Origin of the sequence: Tranquillimonas alkanivorans, assembly GCF_900115595.1 — a bacterium.
Taxonomy (GTDB): domain Bacteria; phylum Pseudomonadota; class Alphaproteobacteria; order Rhodobacterales; family Rhodobacteraceae; genus Tranquillimonas; species Tranquillimonas alkanivorans.
Map to the genome: position 1 here is coordinate 94,065 of NZ_FOXA01000010.1, position 14,828 is coordinate 108,892.

13 protein-coding genes are annotated in these 14,828 nt (G+C 67.9%); 11 read left to right on the forward strand and 2 right to left on the reverse strand.

The window, feature by feature from the left end; genetic code table 11:
• Positions 1-18: 18 nt before the first annotated feature.
• The 11 genes from BM162_RS13165 to BM162_RS13215 all read left to right on the forward strand — a co-directional run bounded on the left by BM162_RS13165 (position 19) and on the right by BM162_RS13215 (position 12,145).
• Positions 19-528, forward strand: a complete 510-nt coding sequence (locus tag BM162_RS13165; RefSeq protein ID WP_093422731.1) for a TRAP transporter small permease — start codon at positions 19-21, stop codon at positions 526-528.
• Positions 529-530: 2 nt separating this feature from the next.
• The gene (locus BM162_RS13170; protein ID WP_093422733.1) at positions 531-1,868 is read left to right on the forward strand and encodes a TRAP transporter large permease; all 1,338 of its coding nucleotides are present in this window, start codon (positions 531-533) and stop codon (positions 1,866-1,868) included.
• A 7-nt stretch (positions 1,869-1,875) separates the two neighbouring features.
• Positions 1,876-2,706: an IclR family transcriptional regulator gene (locus tag BM162_RS13175; RefSeq protein WP_093422736.1), complete on the forward strand. Its 831-nt coding sequence runs from the start codon at positions 1,876-1,878 to the stop codon at positions 2,704-2,706.
• Between the two features lie 73 nt (positions 2,707-2,779).
• Positions 2,780-4,870 (forward strand): 3-hydroxyacyl-CoA dehydrogenase NAD-binding domain-containing protein, encoded by a 2,091-nt coding sequence (locus tag BM162_RS13180; protein ID WP_093422845.1) that lies wholly within the window; start codon positions 2,780-2,782, stop codon positions 4,868-4,870.
• Between the two features lie 12 nt (positions 4,871-4,882).
• Positions 4,883-6,058, forward strand: a complete 1,176-nt coding sequence (locus BM162_RS13185) for an acetyl-CoA C-acyltransferase (protein WP_093422739.1) — start codon at positions 4,883-4,885, stop codon at positions 6,056-6,058.
• A 14-nt stretch (positions 6,059-6,072) separates the two neighbouring features.
• Positions 6,073-7,269: an acyl-CoA dehydrogenase family protein gene (locus tag BM162_RS13190; RefSeq protein ID WP_093422741.1), complete on the forward strand. Its 1,197-nt coding sequence runs from the start codon at positions 6,073-6,075 to the stop codon at positions 7,267-7,269.
• Between the two features lies 1 nt (position 7,270).
• Positions 7,271-8,401: an acyl-CoA dehydrogenase family protein gene (locus tag BM162_RS13195; protein ID WP_093422744.1), complete on the forward strand. Its 1,131-nt coding sequence runs from the start codon at positions 7,271-7,273 to the stop codon at positions 8,399-8,401.
• A gap of 3 nt (positions 8,402-8,404) precedes the next feature.
• A complete protein-coding gene (locus BM162_RS13200; protein ID WP_093422746.1) occupies positions 8,405-8,830 on the forward strand; it encodes a PaaI family thioesterase in 426 nt (141 codons plus the stop codon).
• Entirely contained in the window at positions 8,827-9,618 is a 792-nt protein-coding gene (locus tag BM162_RS13205) for an oxepin-CoA hydrolase, alternative type (RefSeq protein WP_093422749.1), read from the forward strand. Before BM162_RS13200 ends, BM162_RS13205 begins: the two co-directional genes overlap by 4 nt.
• Before the next feature lie 17 nt (positions 9,619-9,635).
• Positions 9,636-10,622: an NAD(P)H-dependent flavin oxidoreductase gene (locus BM162_RS13210; protein WP_093422751.1), complete on the forward strand. Its 987-nt coding sequence runs from the start codon at positions 9,636-9,638 to the stop codon at positions 10,620-10,622.
• Positions 10,619-12,145, forward strand: coding sequence for a class I adenylate-forming enzyme family protein (locus tag BM162_RS13215; RefSeq protein WP_245759265.1), 1,527 nt, complete (start codon positions 10,619-10,621; stop codon positions 12,143-12,145). Before BM162_RS13210 ends, BM162_RS13215 begins: the two co-directional genes overlap by 4 nt.
• 68 nt (positions 12,146-12,213) lie before the next feature.
• On the opposite strand, the gene BM162_RS13220 is transcribed toward BM162_RS13215, so the two are convergent.
• Together BM162_RS13220 and BM162_RS13225 are read right to left on the reverse strand one after the other, a co-directional pair.
• Complete coding sequence (locus BM162_RS13220; protein WP_093422754.1) at positions 12,214-13,863, reverse strand: acyl-CoA synthetase; 1,650 nt, start codon at positions 13,861-13,863, stop codon at positions 12,214-12,216.
• Positions 13,860-14,678: an enoyl-CoA hydratase gene (locus BM162_RS13225; protein ID WP_093422756.1), complete on the reverse strand. Its 819-nt coding sequence runs from the start codon at positions 14,676-14,678 to the stop codon at positions 13,860-13,862. Before BM162_RS13225 ends, BM162_RS13220 begins: the two co-directional genes overlap by 4 nt.
• Between the last annotated feature and the right edge of the window lie 150 nt (positions 14,679-14,828).

The window sequence follows — 14,828 nt, forward strand, 5'->3', positions numbered from 1 at the left end:
TTCTTCCGCGAGGTTTCCATGCTGCGCCGCGTCGAGCGCCTGCTGGTCGATCTGTCCGTGATCTCGGTTCTCGGGCTCGGCCTTTTGATCACCGTGTCGGTGATCCTGCGCGCCGTGTTCAATTCGGGCGTGCCCGACACCATCGTCATGGTGCGCGAGCTCATGGTCGCGGCAGTCATCCTGCCGCTGGCCGCCACCACCGCGCACCGGGCGCATATCGTGGTCGAATTCATTTCGAACCGTCTGCCCCCGCGGGGGCGCGACGCGCTGATCGTCTTCGGCTCGATTTTCGGCCTGCTGGCGCTGGCGCCGCTCCTCTGGGCCGGCTGGCGCGAGATGACGCACACGTTCACCTCCGGCGGCTACTTCTTCGGTGACCTGAACCTGCCGAAATGGCCAGGCCGGGTGATCTTCCTAATTGGCATCTCGTTCTGCTGGGTCCGCCTTGCGCTGATGGTCTTCCACGACCTGCGCGCGATGCGCCGGGGCGAGCCGCTGGCCGAGACAGGCCACGGACCGGAGGTCTGAACATGGACGGAACCCTTGTCGGCCTCGTCGCCTTCGCGACAGTGATCCTGCTGCTCGGCCTGCGGGTGCCCATCGCTTTCGCCCTGGCGGGCGTGGCGAGCATCGGCACCTTCGTGATCTTCGCCTTCCGGACCGGCACCTTCATGCCGGAGCGCGCGATCACCCCTACGTCGAGCCTGGTCTTCTCGAACTCCTTCGACCTGATCCACTCATACGACCTGTCGATGATCCCGCTTTTCGTGGCGCTGGGTCACATCGCCTACCGCGCCGAAATCACCACCAAGATCTATCACGCCGCCCGCGTCTGGCTGGCCTCGGTGCCCGGCGGGGTGGCGATGGCCTCGGTCATGGGCTGCGGCGGTTTCTCGGCGATCACAGGGTCCTCCATCGCCTGCGCCTCGACCATGGGGCGCATCTGTTCGCCGGAAATGCTGCGGATGGGCTACGACAAGCGGCTGGCGACGGCCTCGGTCGCGGCGGGTGGCACGCTTGGCTCTCTGATCCCGCCGTCGGTCCTTTTCATCATCTACGGCATCTTCACCGAGACCTCGATTTCCGCGCTCTTCCTGGCCGGGATCATCCCGGGGCTTCTGTCGCTCGCCGGCTTCGTCCTCGTGATCTACGTCTGGGTGCGGCGTGATCCCGCGGCAGCGCCGGCCTTCACCGGCACGATCACCGGGCGTGAACGGGCGCAGGCGGCCATCGAGGCCTGGCCCGCCGTCGCCCTCTTCATCATCATCGTGGGCGGCATCTACGGCGGTATCTTCACCGCGACCGAGGCTGCGGCGGTCTGCGTCTCCGCCACGATCCTCATCGGTTTCGCTCAACGCAAGCTGACGGTCTCGGCGCTATGGGAAAGCCTGCGCGAGACGGTCGTGCAGACAACGTCGATCTTCTTCATCGCTGCCGGCGCCAAGATCTTCGTGGCCTTCATTGCGCTGACGGGCGTGGCGTCCGAGATCGTCGGCTACGTGACCGAGGCCGAGCTGTCGGTATTCCTGGTCCTCGTCTCGATCGCGGTCATCTACCTGATCCTGGGAATGTTCCTCGATCCGATCGGGATCATGGTGCTGACGCTGCCACTGATGGTTCCCTTCGTCGAAAGCTACGGCTGGGACCTGATCTGGTTCGGCGTCGTCGTCATCAAGCTGCTGGAGATCGGTCTGATCACGCCACCCGTGGGGCTGAACGTCTTCGTCATCTCGGGTGTCGTCGGCAAGGAGGTTCCGATCGACCGCATCTTCTCGGGCATCCTCAGGTTCCTGAGCGTTGACGTGATCGTACTGGCCCTCATCATGGCCTTCCCGATCCTGTCGCTGCTCATACCCACATCCATGTGAGGCCGTGATGCAGGACACATCCGATACACGCAGCTCGTCCGCCCCCGAAACCGACCGCCGCTTCGCAACGACGCTGGCGAGGGGTCTTTCCGTCCTACGCGCCTTCCGACCCTCCGACGACGGGCTTGGGAACGCGGAGATCTCGGAGCGCACGGGCCTGCCAAAGTCGACCGTTTCGCGGCTGACGTTTACGCTGCAATCGCTGGGTTACCTGAACCACGCGCAGCGGCACGACCGCTACCGCCCCGGCCCCGCGTTACTGGCTCTGGGAAACGTGGCGTCTTCCTCGATCTCGTTCGTGGAACTGGCCGGGCCCATCATGCAGCGCGTCGCGGACGAGACCGGCACCTTGTCGCTGCTTCTCGTCCGCGACGATCGCAAGCTGCTTATCGTCAAGACCTGGCGGCCGCGCGGCGTGTCCTCGCTTTGGCTGGAGGTGGGACACCGCGTCCCGTTCCACGGCTCGTCCTCGGGTCATGCGCTGCTCGGCTCGCTTTCCCAAGCGGCGTTCAAGAGCGCGGTCGAGACGATCGCCGGCGACCGGGGACTGACAGCCGAGCGTGCCGCCGAGATCCGGCGCGGGGCCTGGGGCCAACTGCTGGCGCAGGGCTTCGTCATCACCAACCCGGACGAGTATTTCGCGCCCAGCATCCACGCAGTCGCCCGGCCCTTCCAGTCGCGCGACCTGTCCGAGCCGGTGATCTTCACCTGCGGCGCCATGCCCGCCGATCTGAGCCTCGAGCGGATGCGAGACGATCTTGGCCCCCGGCTGAACGCTGCGGTCCAGGAACTCGAGCGCATCATGGGCCAGAGTTCGACCCTGACGATGCGCGGATGACACGACGCCGCCCGCCCGGCGGCGACAGAAGACATGCCGGCGGCACGGCCGCCAGATGAAGGAGGAACGACCCGTGACGAACCCGGTCGCCTATGAGCTCGAGGACGGCATCGCCGTCATCACCATCGACAACCCGCCCGTGAACGCGCTGGGGCAAGCCGTGCGCCAAGGGTTGTGGGACGCGATGACCCGCTTCGCAGCGGATGCGCAGGCGAACGCGGCGCTGATCGTCGGCGCGGGCAAGCTCTTCATCGGCGGGGCCGATATCTCGGAGTTCGGCAAGCCGCCACGCGATCCGTGGCTGCCGCGCGTCGTCCAGAGGATCGAGGACAGCCCTAAGCCGGTTGTCGCCGCGGTGCACGGTTCGGCGCTTGGCGGAGGTCTCGAGATCGCACTCGGTGCGCATTACCGCGTCGCCATGAAAGGCACGAAGCTGGGTTTGCCGGAGGTCAACCTGGGTGTCATCCCCGGAGCGGGGGGCACACAGCGCATGCCGCGTCTGATCGGCATCGCCGCATCGCTCGACATCATCCCCGCCGGCGGCACGGTCCCGGCGGAAAAGGCTGTCGAGCTGGGCCTCGCGGACAGGCTGGCCGAGGGCGATCCGCGCGAAGCGGGCCTCGCCTATGCCCGTGAACTGGTCGAGAGCAGCGCCGCGCCCCGCCCGGTCGGGCAAATTCCTTGCCCCGCGCACGACGCCGCCGCGCTTGAAGCCGCCCGTGCCGCCTGGTCCAAGAAGAGCCGGGGCGAGGTTGCGCGCCTGGCCTCGATCGACGCGGTGGAAGCCGCCACGCGCCTGCCCATCGCCGAGGGCATGGACGAGGAGCGCCGCATCTTCACCGAGATGATGGAGACACCGCAGCGCGCCGGCCTGATCCATGCCTTCTTCATCGAGCGCAAGGTCTCGCGCCTGCCCGAGATCGAGGGTGTCGAACCGCGCGACGTCTCGAAGCTGGGCGTGGTCGGCGGCGGCACGATGGGCGCGGGCATCGCGACCGCGGCCCTGCTGCGCGGGCTCGACGTCACGCTGATCGAGCGCGACGACGCCTCGGCTGAGAAGGCCGCCGGCACGATCGGCAAGAACCTCGACGGCGCCGTCAAGCGCGGCAAGCTCTCCGCCGACAAGCGCGAGGCGATCCTCGCGGACGCCTTTCGCACGGCGACGAACTACGACGCGCTCTCCGGGGCCGATCTCGCCATCGAGGCGGTCTTCGAGGACATGGACGTCAAGAAACAGGTCTTCGAGGAACTCGACAGGGTGATGAAGCCGGGCGCGGTGCTGGCGACCAACACCTCGTATCTCGACGTGAACGAGATCGCGGCCTCGGTCTCTCGGCCCTCCGACGTGATCGGCCTGCACTTCTTCTCACCAGCCCACGTGATGAAGCTGCTCGAGGTCGTCGTGCCGGACGGCACCGCGCCCGACGTGACCGCGACGGCCTTCGCCCTGGCCCGGCGGATGGGCAAGACGGCCGTGCGCGCCGGCGTCTGCGACGGTTTCATCGGCAACCGCATCCTGTCGAAGTACCGCGCCGCCGCTGACCGCATGGTCCTCGCCGGGGCGAGCCCATATCAGGTGGACCGCGCCGTGAAGGCCTTCGGCTGGCCGATGGGCCCATACGAGATGGGCGACCTTGCGGGCCTCGACATCGGCTATGCCACGCGCCAGCGCCGGGCCGCCACCCGCGACCCGCGCGACATCGTTCCGACCTGGGCCGACGAACTCTACCACCTCGGCCGCCTCGGCCAGAAGACCGGGCGCGGCTACTACATCTACGAGGAGGGCAAGCGCGGCGGAACCGAGGACCCGGAGGTTCTCGCGCTGATCGACAAGGCCCGCGCCGAACACGGCGTCACGCCACGCGACTTTATCGACGAGGAGATCCAGCGCCGCTACATGGCCGCCCTCGTCAACGAAGGCGCGCGCGTGGTGGAGGAAGGCATCGCCCGCCGTCCGCTCGATGTCGACGTGACCTTCCTCTACGGCTACGGCTTTCCGCGTTGGCGCGGCGGCCCGATGTTCTGGGCCGACCAGTCCGGTCTGCCGGCGCTGCTGGCGGAAATCGAGGCGTATGCCCAAGAGGATGACTTCTTCTGGCAACCCGCCCCGCTCCTGCAGCGGCTCGTTTCCGATAACAGCAATTTCGCCAGCCTGAACGGCTGAGGAGGAAGACAGATGTCCGATCCCGTAATCGTCTCCGTCGCCCGCACCGCCATCGGCAAGGCGGCCCGCGGCAGCTTCAACCTCACTCACGGCGCGGCGATGTCCGGCCACGTGGCCCGGCATGCCGTCGAGCGGTCCGGCATCGATCCTGCCCTGATCGAGGACTCGATCTGGGGCTGCGGCTATCCCGAGTATGTCACGGGCGGCAACATCGGTCGGCAGGCCGTGATCCGGGCCGGATTGCCCGTCTGTGTCGCGGGTACGACCGTGAACCGCTTCTGCGCCTCCGGCCTGCAAGCGGTCGCCATGGGCGGCCACATGATCGCGGACGAGGGCGCGAAGGCCGTGCTCGTGGGGGGCGTCGAGAGCATCAGCCTGATCCAGCCCCCGCCGCGCAGCGCGCGCGATCCTTGGATCGAGGAAGTGAAGCCCGACCTTTACATGCCGATGATCGACACCGCCGACATCGTGGCCGAGCGCTACGGCATCAGCCGCGAAGCGCAGGACGAGCTGGGCTACCAGTCGCAGATGCGCACCGCGGCCGCTCAGGAGACCGGGCGCTTCGACGACGAGATCGTGCCGATGGAGGTCACGAAGCAGGTCACCGACAAGGAGACCGGCGAGACCTCCGAGGTCAAGGCGACCATCGCGCAGGACGAATGCAATCGCCCGTCCACCACGCTCGAGGCGCTGTCCAAGCTTCAGCCCGTCCGCGGCGAAGGCAAGTGGGTCACCGCCGGCAACGCCTCGCAGCTTTCGGACGGTGCGGCGGCGCTGGTGATGATGGACGCCCGGGAGGCCGAGCGCGCCGGGCTCGAGCCGCTGGGCCGCTTCCGTGGCTTCGCCGTCGCCGGGTGCGAGCCCGACGAGATGGGCATCGGCCCCGTCTTCGCCGTGCCCCGCCTGCTGGAGCGCAACGGCCTGACCGTCGACGACATCGACCTGTGGGAACTGAACGAGGCCTTCGCCTCGCAGGCCATCTATTGCCGCGACCGGTTGGGCATCGACAACGACAAGCTCAACGTCAACGGCGGGTCGATCGCCGTCGGCCATCCCTTCGGCATGACAGGCGCGCGGATGACGGGCCACCTGCTGATCGAGGGCCGCCGCCGTGGCGCCAAGCTCGGCGTCGTCACGATGTGCGTGGGCGGCGGACAGGGCGCGGCCGGCCTGTTCGAGATTTTCTGAAAACGGAGAGACACATGGATCTCACCTATACCGACGAGCAGAAGGCCTTCCGCGAAGAGGTCCGCGCCTTCCTGAACGAGAAGCTTCCCGCGCGACTGTCCGACAAGGTCGCGACCGGCAAGCGCCTGACCAAGGCCGACTACGAGGAATGGCACGCCATTCTGAACGCGCGCGGCTGGCTGGGCGTAACGTGGCCGAAGGAATTCGGCGGCACCGGCTGGGACGCCGTGCAGCGCCACATCTTCGAGGAAGAGACCACCCGCGCCCATGCACCGCGTATCGTGCCGTTTGGTCTGAACATGCTCGGCCCCGTGCTGATGAAATATGGCTCGAAGGAACAGCAGGACCACTACCTGCCGCGCATCCTGAACGGCGAGGACTGGTGGTGCCAAGGCTATTCCGAGCCCGGCGCAGGCTCGGACCTCGCAGCCGTGAAGACGACCGCGGTGCGCGAGGGCGACCACTACATCGTCAACGGACAGAAGACGTGGACGACGCTCGGCCAGCACGCGGACATGATCTTCTGCCTCGTGCGCACCTCGAAGGAGGGCAAGCCGCAGGAGGGCATTAGCTTCCTCCTGATCGACATGAACACCCCCGGCGTCGAGGTCCGTCCCATCGTCCTGATCGACGGCGAGGCCGAGGTGAACGAGGTCTGGCTGCAGGACGTGAAGGTTCCGGTCGAGAACCTCGTCGGCGAGGAGAACAAGGGCTGGACCTACGCCAAGTATCTCCTGACCCACGAGCGGACCAACATCGCGGGCGTCGGCTTCGCCAACACCGCGCTCGAAAACCTGCGTCGCATCGCCCGGCTGGAAAAGTCGGGGGGCCGGCCGCTGATCGAGAACCCGTTCTTCGCGGCCAAGCTGGCGCAGGTCGAGATCGACCTGATGGCCATGGCGACGACCAACCTGCGCACCATCGCGGCGGCGGCGGCGGGACAGGCGCCCGGCGCGGAAAGCTCGATGCTCAAGATCAAGGGCACCGTCATCCGGCAGGAGATCAACGCGCTGACGCGGCAGGCGGTGGGTCCCTACGCTCTGCCCTTCGTGTCCGAGGCGCTGGACGAGGGCTCGAATGTCGAACCCGTCGGCCCGGACTACGCGCTGCCGGCCACACAGGCCTATTTCAACAATCGCAAGCTTTCGATCTACGGCGGCTCCAACGAAGTGCAGCGCCAGATCATTTCGAAGGCGATCCTGGAGCTTTGACATGAATTTCGAGCTGACCGAAGAACGCCAGATGCTGCAGGACAGCCTGCGGCGCTACCTGGGCGACACCGTCACCCCCGAGATGCTGGCCAACGCGACCGAGAGCGAGGCGGGCCATTCCGAAACGCTCTGGTCCGGCTTGGCCGAGATGGGCGTGATCGGGGCGCTGTTCTCGGAAGAGGACGGCGGCTTCGGCGGCGCGGGCTTCGACCTCGCCGTCGTCTTCGAAGAGATCGGCCGCGCGGGTGCCTTCGAGCCGCTCATCGCCTCCGGCGTGCTGGCGGGCGGGCTGCTCGCCGCTGAGGGGAGCGAGGCGCAGAAGGCGCGCGTCGAGGAAGTCATCGGCGGTGCGATCCTCGGCTTCGCCCATTCGGAGCCCGGCGCGCGATACGATCTCGATCACGTGGAGACCACCGCCACCCGCGACGGCGACGGCTGGCGCCTCACGGGCCGCAAGACCGTGGTGGAACATGCGGGCGCGGCGGACGCCTTCGTCGTCTCGGCCCGGACCGGCGGCGACACGGCCGACGCTGAAGGCATCTCGCTCTTCCTCGTCCCGGCCGATGCCGAGAGCCTCGCGATCCGCGACTACCCGCTGAACGGCGGCGGACGCGCGGGCGAGGTGACGCTCGACGGGGTAACCGTCTCGCAGGACGCGCTGATCGGTGCCGAGGGCGCCGCCTTCCCCGCAATCGAGGAAGCCGCCGCGCGGGCGACCTGCGCGATCTGCGCCGAGGCGCTCGGCCTGATGGAGTCGATCCGCGGCCTGACCGTTGACTACCTCAAGCAGCGCAAGCAGTTCGGCCAGCCCATCGGCAAGTTCCAGGCGCTCCAGCACCGCATGGCCGACGTCCTGATCGAGATTGAGCAGGCGCGATCCGCCGTCATCAACTTGGCCGGCCATCTAGAAACGGATCGCGTGAAGCGGGAACGGCATGTCAGCGCGACGAAGAACCTGATCGGCCGGGTCGCTCGGCTGGTTGTCGAAGAGGCGATCCAACTGCACGGAGGCATCGGCATGACCGAGGAATACGCGCTGGGGCACCTGGCCAAGCGCCTGACCATGGTCGATCACCGCTTCGGCGACACCGATTACCACCTCGAGCGCTTCATCCGCTTGAGCGCGGCCTGAACCATGGCGCTGATCGAGAACGAGACGGGGGCCCAGCGGACGCTGGGCTACGTGCTGGACGTAGGACAGGGCGACGGCCGGGCGCGCTGCATCCTCGACGTAACCGAGGCGCATGCGAACCGCCACGGCGTGCTGCATGGTGGAATCGCGGCGCTGATGCTCGACAACGCCATGGGCGCGACCGGTAGCCTGACGGTGGACGAGACCGGTCGTTCGCCGTTCCTGACGATCTCGATGGCGACCAATTTCGTCGGCCCCGCCCGTGTCGGTCAGCGGATCACTGCAACCGGCCGCGTCACGGGCGGGGGGCGTTCGCTCCTGTTCATCGAGGCCCGGCTCGAGGCCGACGGCGGCACTCTGATCGCCACCGCCACGGGAGTCTTCAAGCGCGTGCCGCGCGAGAAGATGGAAAAGGGAGGCGACGCATGAGCCTCGCCCGCGTCGAGGATCGCGGCGACCGGCTCGTCGTGGTCAACGACAACACCGCGCGGCGCAATGCGCTGTCGGACGACCTCTATGACGCGCTGGCGGAGGCAACCCAGCTGGCCGAGGAGCCCCGCGTGACCTCCGTCACGTTCTGGGGCGCGGGCGGCTTCTTCTGCGCGGGCGGTGACCTGAACCTGCTCGCGACGCGGCGCGATCTGCCCGAGGCGGAGCGCCATGCCCGCATCGAGGCGCTGCACGACCTTGTCCGGGGCATCCGGGGGTCCTCGGTGCCATGGATCGCCGCCGTTGAGGGCGGCGCGGCGGGTGCGGGGGCCTCGCTCGCCTTCGCCTGCGACTTCGTCCTCGCGGCGCGCGGCGCGAACATCACGGCGGCGTATGTCAGGGCCGGACTGACGCCCGATGGCGGGCTCAGCGCGGCGCTGACCGAGCGGCTGCCGAGGGCGCTGGTCTCCGAGATGCTGCTTCTCGGCACGCCGGTGACGGCAGAACGGTTGGCCGAACTCGGCGCGATCAACGGGCTCTGCGCCACCGGCAAAAGCTTGATGGCGGCCATGGACCTGGCCGACCGAATCGCGGCCGGGCCTGCCGCCGCGCAGTCGCGGATCAAGGCGCTTGTCGCCTTGGCAGAGGAGACGCCGTTCGCGGTGCTGCTCGACGCCGAGCGCGACGCAATGGCGACTGCGGTCGCGGGACCCGAGGCACAGGAGGGCATCAGCGCCTTCCTCGAAAAGCGCCGCCCCGCGTTCGCCAAGCGGCGGGAGCCGTCATGACCCCCGGGGACCCGGCCATGAAGACACCGCTGACCGAACGTTTCGGCCTGCGCCTGCCCGTCGTCGCGGGCGGCCTGATGTGGCTCTCGGACGCCGACTACTGCGCCGCCGCCGCGAAGGCCGGCCTGCTGCCCTTCATCACCGCTGCGAGCTTTCCCGAGCCCGGCGACCTGCGGGCCGAGATCGCCCGCTGCCGTGACCTGGCCGGCGGCCGGCCCTTCGGCGTCAACGTCTCGATGCTGCCGAAGCTGGTGCCGGGCGAGAAGACCGAAGACGTCTTCCGCCTGATCATCGACGAAGGCATCAAGGTCGTCGAGACTTCGGGCCGCAACCCCGAACCGTACGTGCCGCTGCTGAAAGAGGCGGGCGTCACGATCGTGCACAAGGTTCCCTCGGTCCGCTTCGCCGTGAAGGCACAGAGCGTCGGCGTCGACATGGTCGCCATCGTGGGTGCCGAGTGCGGCGGTCATCCGGGCATGGACCTGGTCGGCTCGATGGTGAACCTGTCGCTGGCGGAACGGCGGCTGACCGTGCCCTACCTGATCGGCGGCGGCATCGGGACGGGGGCGCAAATCGTCGCGGCCCTCGCGACCGGTGCAGCGGGCGTCGTGATGGGAACCCGCTTCCTCGCCGCGTCCGAGCTCCGGGCCCACGCGGGCTACAAGGACGCGCTCGTTGCCGCGAGCGAGCGGGACACGGCGCTAACCATGTCGAGCGTGCGCAACACGATCCGCACGCTCAAGAACGAAACCACCGAAATCGTCGCCCGGCTCGAGCGGGAAAAGCCCGAGATCGGGATAGAGGAGCTGATGCCCTACGTCTCGGGCCGCATCGGTCGCGAGGCCTACAGGGTGGGCGACACGTCACGCGGGATGCTGTCGGCGGGACAGGCACTCGGCTTCGTCGAAAGCTCGGAGCCGTTCGAGGCCATTGCCGCCACGCTCGAAGAGGATGCCCGCACCGCGCTTGCACGATTGAGGCCCGCGCCCGCAGGGGAGGAATGACCCAGATGACCGACTTCACCCGCATTCACCAGATGATCGAACCGCATGTCGCGGCCCGCCCGGACGCCGTCGCGATCATCGACACCGACGGCACCCGCGTGGACTGGCGCGGCTATGCAGCGCTGGTCGACGAGGGCGCGGCTCTGATGTCGGGCCATGGCGTTGGACCCGGCGATCGCATCCTGGTAGTGGCCGAGAACTGTCTTGCCGTCGCGGTCGCGGTCATGGCGGCAAGCCGCCTGAATGCCTGGGCGGTGCCGGTGAACGCGCGCATGTCCGCGGCCGAAATCGCCCGCATCACCGCCCATGCCCAGCCGCGCCTGACGCTCTACACCAGCCACGTCTCGAAGGAGGCTGCCAGCCACGCCGAGGCAGCGGGCGCGTCCCGCGTGGAGACCGGCTTCGGCGCCGTCCATCTGCTCGAAGCGGATGCCGGCTCGGGCGAACCTGTCGAGGATGGCGACGGGCAGGTCGCGGTGATCCTCTACACCACGGGCACGACCGGCGACCCGAAGGGCGTCATGCTGACCCACGGCAACCTGATCTTCGCGGCGCATGCCTCGCGGGATCTGCGCGACCTCACCGCAGCGGATCACGTTTACGGAGCGCTGCCTCTGACGCATGTCTTCGGCCTGGCCTCCATGCTGATGGCGTCGGCGCTGACCGGCTGCACGGTCGAACTGGCCCGGCGCTTCACGCCCGAGGCGCTCCATAATGCGCTCAGGCGCGGCGCCACGGTCGTGCCGGCCGTGCCGCAGATGCATGCGCTGCTGATGTCCTACGCGGCCGAGCACGGGCACGCGCGGCTGGATTCCGACCGCCTGCGCTACGTCTCGTCCGGAGCAGCCCCTCTCGATCCAGCCTGGAAGCGCAAGGCCGAGGCATTCTACGGCCTGCCGCTTCAGAACGGCTACGGCATGACCGAGACGACCGCGGGCGTCTCGGGCACGCGGAACGCGATCGGTGATCCGGACATTTCGGTCGGCCCGCCCCTGCCCGGCGTCGACATCCGGCTGGATGAAAGCATCGGCAAAGAGCCCGGCGTGGGCGAGGTGCAGACCAAGGGCCCGCACATCATGAAGGGCTATTTCCGCAACCCCGACGCGACGGCCCAGGCGATCACCGGGGACGGCTACATGCGCACGGGCGATCTCGGCCGGATCGACGCCGAAGGACGCCTGCACATCGTCGGCCGCGCCAAGGAGCTGATCATCCGCGGCGGCTTCAACGTGTACCCGCCCGAGGTGGAAGCCGCGCTGAACGACCATCCCGCGGTCGTACAGTCGGCCGTGATCGGGCGCATGGTGCAGGGCGACGAGGAAGTGCTGGCCTTCTGCCAGGTGAAGGACCCGGACGCGGTGACCGCGGCCGACCTGGCAGAGTACGCCTCCGGTCGCCTTACCGGCTACAAGCGCCCCTCGCGGATCCTGATCGTGGAGGCGCTGCCTGCGGCCGCAACGGGCAAGATTCTCAAGCACAAGCTGCTGAGCCACTTCGCAGATCGCCTTGCCGAACCGGCGTAGGGCGAAGTGTGGCCATTCTTCAAGAAGCGTGACGGAAGGGCGCGCTGACGGCGCCGCTCTTGGCGGGTTCAGCCTTGGCCCGCCCCGCTCGCTTCCTGCGCAAGCCCCTTCGCTTCGTCTCGCAACTCGTTCTTCCTGATCTTGCCGGTCGCGGTCTTTGGCAGGTCGCCGAACACGATCTTCTTGGGCTTCTGGAAGCCCGCGAGGCGGGTTCGGGCGTGGGTCAGGATGTCCTCCTCGGTCGCCGTCGCGCCCTCGGCAAGTTCGACGAAGGCGCAAGGGACCTCGCCCCATTTCGCATCGGGCATGGCGACCACTGCGACCTGTCCGACCGCGGGGTGCGAGTGGATCGCGTTCTCGACCTCGATGGACGAGATGTTCTCCCCGCCCGAGATGATGATGTCCTTCGCGCGATCGCGGATCTCGACGTAGCCGTCGGGATGCTGCACGGCGAGATCCCCGGACCAGAACCAGCCGCCCCTGAAGGCGTTCGCGGTCGCGTCGGGCTGCTTCAGGTATCCCTTCATCACGATGTTGCCGCGAAAGGCGATCTCGCCCTGGGTTTCGCCGTCCCACGGCACAGGCTGTCCGGTGCCGGGGTCCAGCACGAGGACATCCTCCTGCAATTCATAGGCCACGCCCTGCCGCGCCTTCAGCCGCGCGCGGTCCTCGAGCGGGAGGTCGCTCCAATCCGGCTTCTCGGCGCAGACGACGGCCGGCCCGTAGACCTCGGTCAGCCCGTAGACATGGGTGATCAAGATGCCCATTGCCTCCATCCCGGCGATGATCCTGGCGGGCGGCGGAGCCGCGGCGGTCATCATCCTGATCGTCTGGGGGAAGTCGCGCCTGTCTTCGGACGGCGCCCCGGCGATCATCGACATGATGATCGGAGCGCCGCAGAGATGCGTCACGCCATGCTCGGCAAAGGCCTGATAGATCTCGTCGGCCCGCGGCGCGCGCAGGAAGACGTGGCAGCCCGCCAAAAGCGTGATCGTCCAGGGAAAGCACCAGCCGTTGCAGTGAAACAGCGGCAGAGTCCAGAGATAGACCGGGTGATGTGGCATCTCCCACGTGACGACGTTGTTCACCGCGTTCGTCCAGGCGCCGCGGTGGGAATAGACGACGCCCTTCGGCCGGCCGGTGGTCCCCGACGTGTAGTTCAGCGCGAGCGCATCCCACTCGTCGTCCGGAAGGCGGTAGGGGAAGTCTGCATCGCCCTCGGCCAGCAGATCCTCGTACGTCAGGGCGCCGATCCGCTCACCGCCCGGGCCCTGCGTATCCTCGATATCCACGACCAGCAGGTCGCGGCCACACTGCGCCACCGCGTCGGCGGCCATCGCCGAGTACTCGGTGTCGACCAGCAGCACCTTCGCCTCGCCGTGATCGAGGATATAGGCGATGGTCCCGGCATCGAGGCGCACGTTGTTGGCGTTCAGCACGGCGCCCAGCATCGGCACGGCCAGCGCGCATTCCAACGCCTCGGGGATATTCGGAGCGATCAGCGCGACCGTGTCGGCGTTGCCGATGCCCCGCTTTGCCAAGGCCGAGGCCAGCCGCTTGCACCGCCCCGCGACCTCGCCCCAGTTCCGCCGGATGGTGCCGTGGATCTGCGCGGGCAACTCGGGATGCACGCGCTCCACCCGCTTCAGGATCGAGACCGGCGACAGCTCAGCGTGGTTCGCGGCGCAGCGGTCGAGCTCGGGGCCGGCGTAGGTCATTCGCCCGTCCACTCGGGCATGGGGGCCTTGCGGGTGAATGCGCCGATCCCGGCTTCGGCGTCGCGGGCCATCATGTTCTCGGCCATGATGCGACCTGCAAAGGCATATGCCTCTTCCAACAGCATCTCGGCCTGATCGTAGAACGCGCGCTTCCCGATTCGGATCGCGGCAGGCGACTTGGCGGCAATGGCGCGGGCGATCTCCAGCGACGTTTCCTCCAACGCGTCGCGCGGAACGACACGGTTGAGCAGGCCCATCTCAGCCGCCCGATCCGCCGACAGAAATTCGCCGAGCAGCAACATCTCCATCGCCATCTTGCGGGGTACGTTGCGCGACAGCGCCACCATCGGTGTTGAGCAGAACAACCCGATATTCACGCCGGATGTTGCAAAACGCGCCTCCTCGGACGCGACCGCCAGGTCGCAGGAGGCGACGAGCTGACAGCCGGCGGCGGTTGCGATGCCCTTGACCTCGGCGATCACCGGTTGCGGCAGCCGCACCACCCTCAGCATCATGGCTGAACAGGTGGCGAAGAGATCCTGGAAATACTGCCGCCCGCCGTCGGGATCGGACCTGCGGGCGCTCATCTCTTTGAGATTGTGCCCGGCGCAGAAATGCTTCCCCGCGCTCCGCAGGATCACGGCCTTGACCGACGGGTCCTGCGCGATCTCGTCAAGCCCGTCCGAGATGGCGGCCAGCATCGCTTCGGACAGGGCGTTGATCGACGCCGGTTCGTTCAGCGTCAGGACGGCAACGCCGTCCGCATCGGTGCGGACCACCGGCGCGACGGCGGCCGTGTCTGCTTCGTGGGACATTGATGCTCCTCCAAAACGTTATGCCACGGCTGTGCCGTCGCGACGCGACCAGTCGGCACCCGCCCGGAGCGTGGTGACCCTTCTCCCCGCGCCCCTCCCGGCAAACCGAGCCGCCGGTGACAGCATGCACGACGCAGCCGTCACCCGTCG

Excerpts from the sequence above, each read along its gene's own strand:
- BM162_RS13220 (WP_093422754.1), bottom strand. The coding sequence starts at position 13,863 with ATGACCTACGCCGGCCCCGAGCTCGACCGCTGCGCCGCGAACCACGCT.
- BM162_RS13225 (WP_093422756.1), bottom strand. The coding sequence starts at position 14,678 with ATGTCCCACGAAGCAGACACGGCCGCCGTCGCGCCGGTGGTCCGCACC.
- BM162_RS13175 (WP_093422736.1), top strand. The coding sequence starts at position 1,876 with ATGCAGGACACATCCGATACACGCAGCTCGTCCGCCCCCGAAACCGAC.
- BM162_RS13195 (WP_093422744.1), top strand. The coding sequence starts at position 7,271 with ATGAATTTCGAGCTGACCGAAGAACGCCAGATGCTGCAGGACAGCCTG.
- BM162_RS13170 (WP_093422733.1), top strand. The coding sequence starts at position 531 with ATGGACGGAACCCTTGTCGGCCTCGTCGCCTTCGCGACAGTGATCCTG.
- BM162_RS13190 (WP_093422741.1), top strand. The coding sequence starts at position 6,073 with ATGGATCTCACCTATACCGACGAGCAGAAGGCCTTCCGCGAAGAGGTC.
- BM162_RS13210 (WP_093422751.1), top strand. The coding sequence starts at position 9,636 with ATGAAGACACCGCTGACCGAACGTTTCGGCCTGCGCCTGCCCGTCGTC.
- BM162_RS13215 (WP_245759265.1), top strand. The coding sequence starts at position 10,619 with ATGACCCAGATGACCGACTTCACCCGCATTCACCAGATGATCGAACCG.
- BM162_RS13205 (WP_093422749.1), top strand. The coding sequence starts at position 8,827 with ATGAGCCTCGCCCGCGTCGAGGATCGCGGCGACCGGCTCGTCGTGGTC.
- BM162_RS13185 (WP_093422739.1), top strand. The coding sequence starts at position 4,883 with ATGTCCGATCCCGTAATCGTCTCCGTCGCCCGCACCGCCATCGGCAAG.
- BM162_RS13165 (WP_093422731.1), top strand. The coding sequence starts at position 19 with ATGCTGCGCCGCGTCGAGCGCCTGCTGGTCGATCTGTCCGTGATCTCG.
- BM162_RS13200 (WP_093422746.1), top strand. The coding sequence starts at position 8,405 with ATGGCGCTGATCGAGAACGAGACGGGGGCCCAGCGGACGCTGGGCTAC.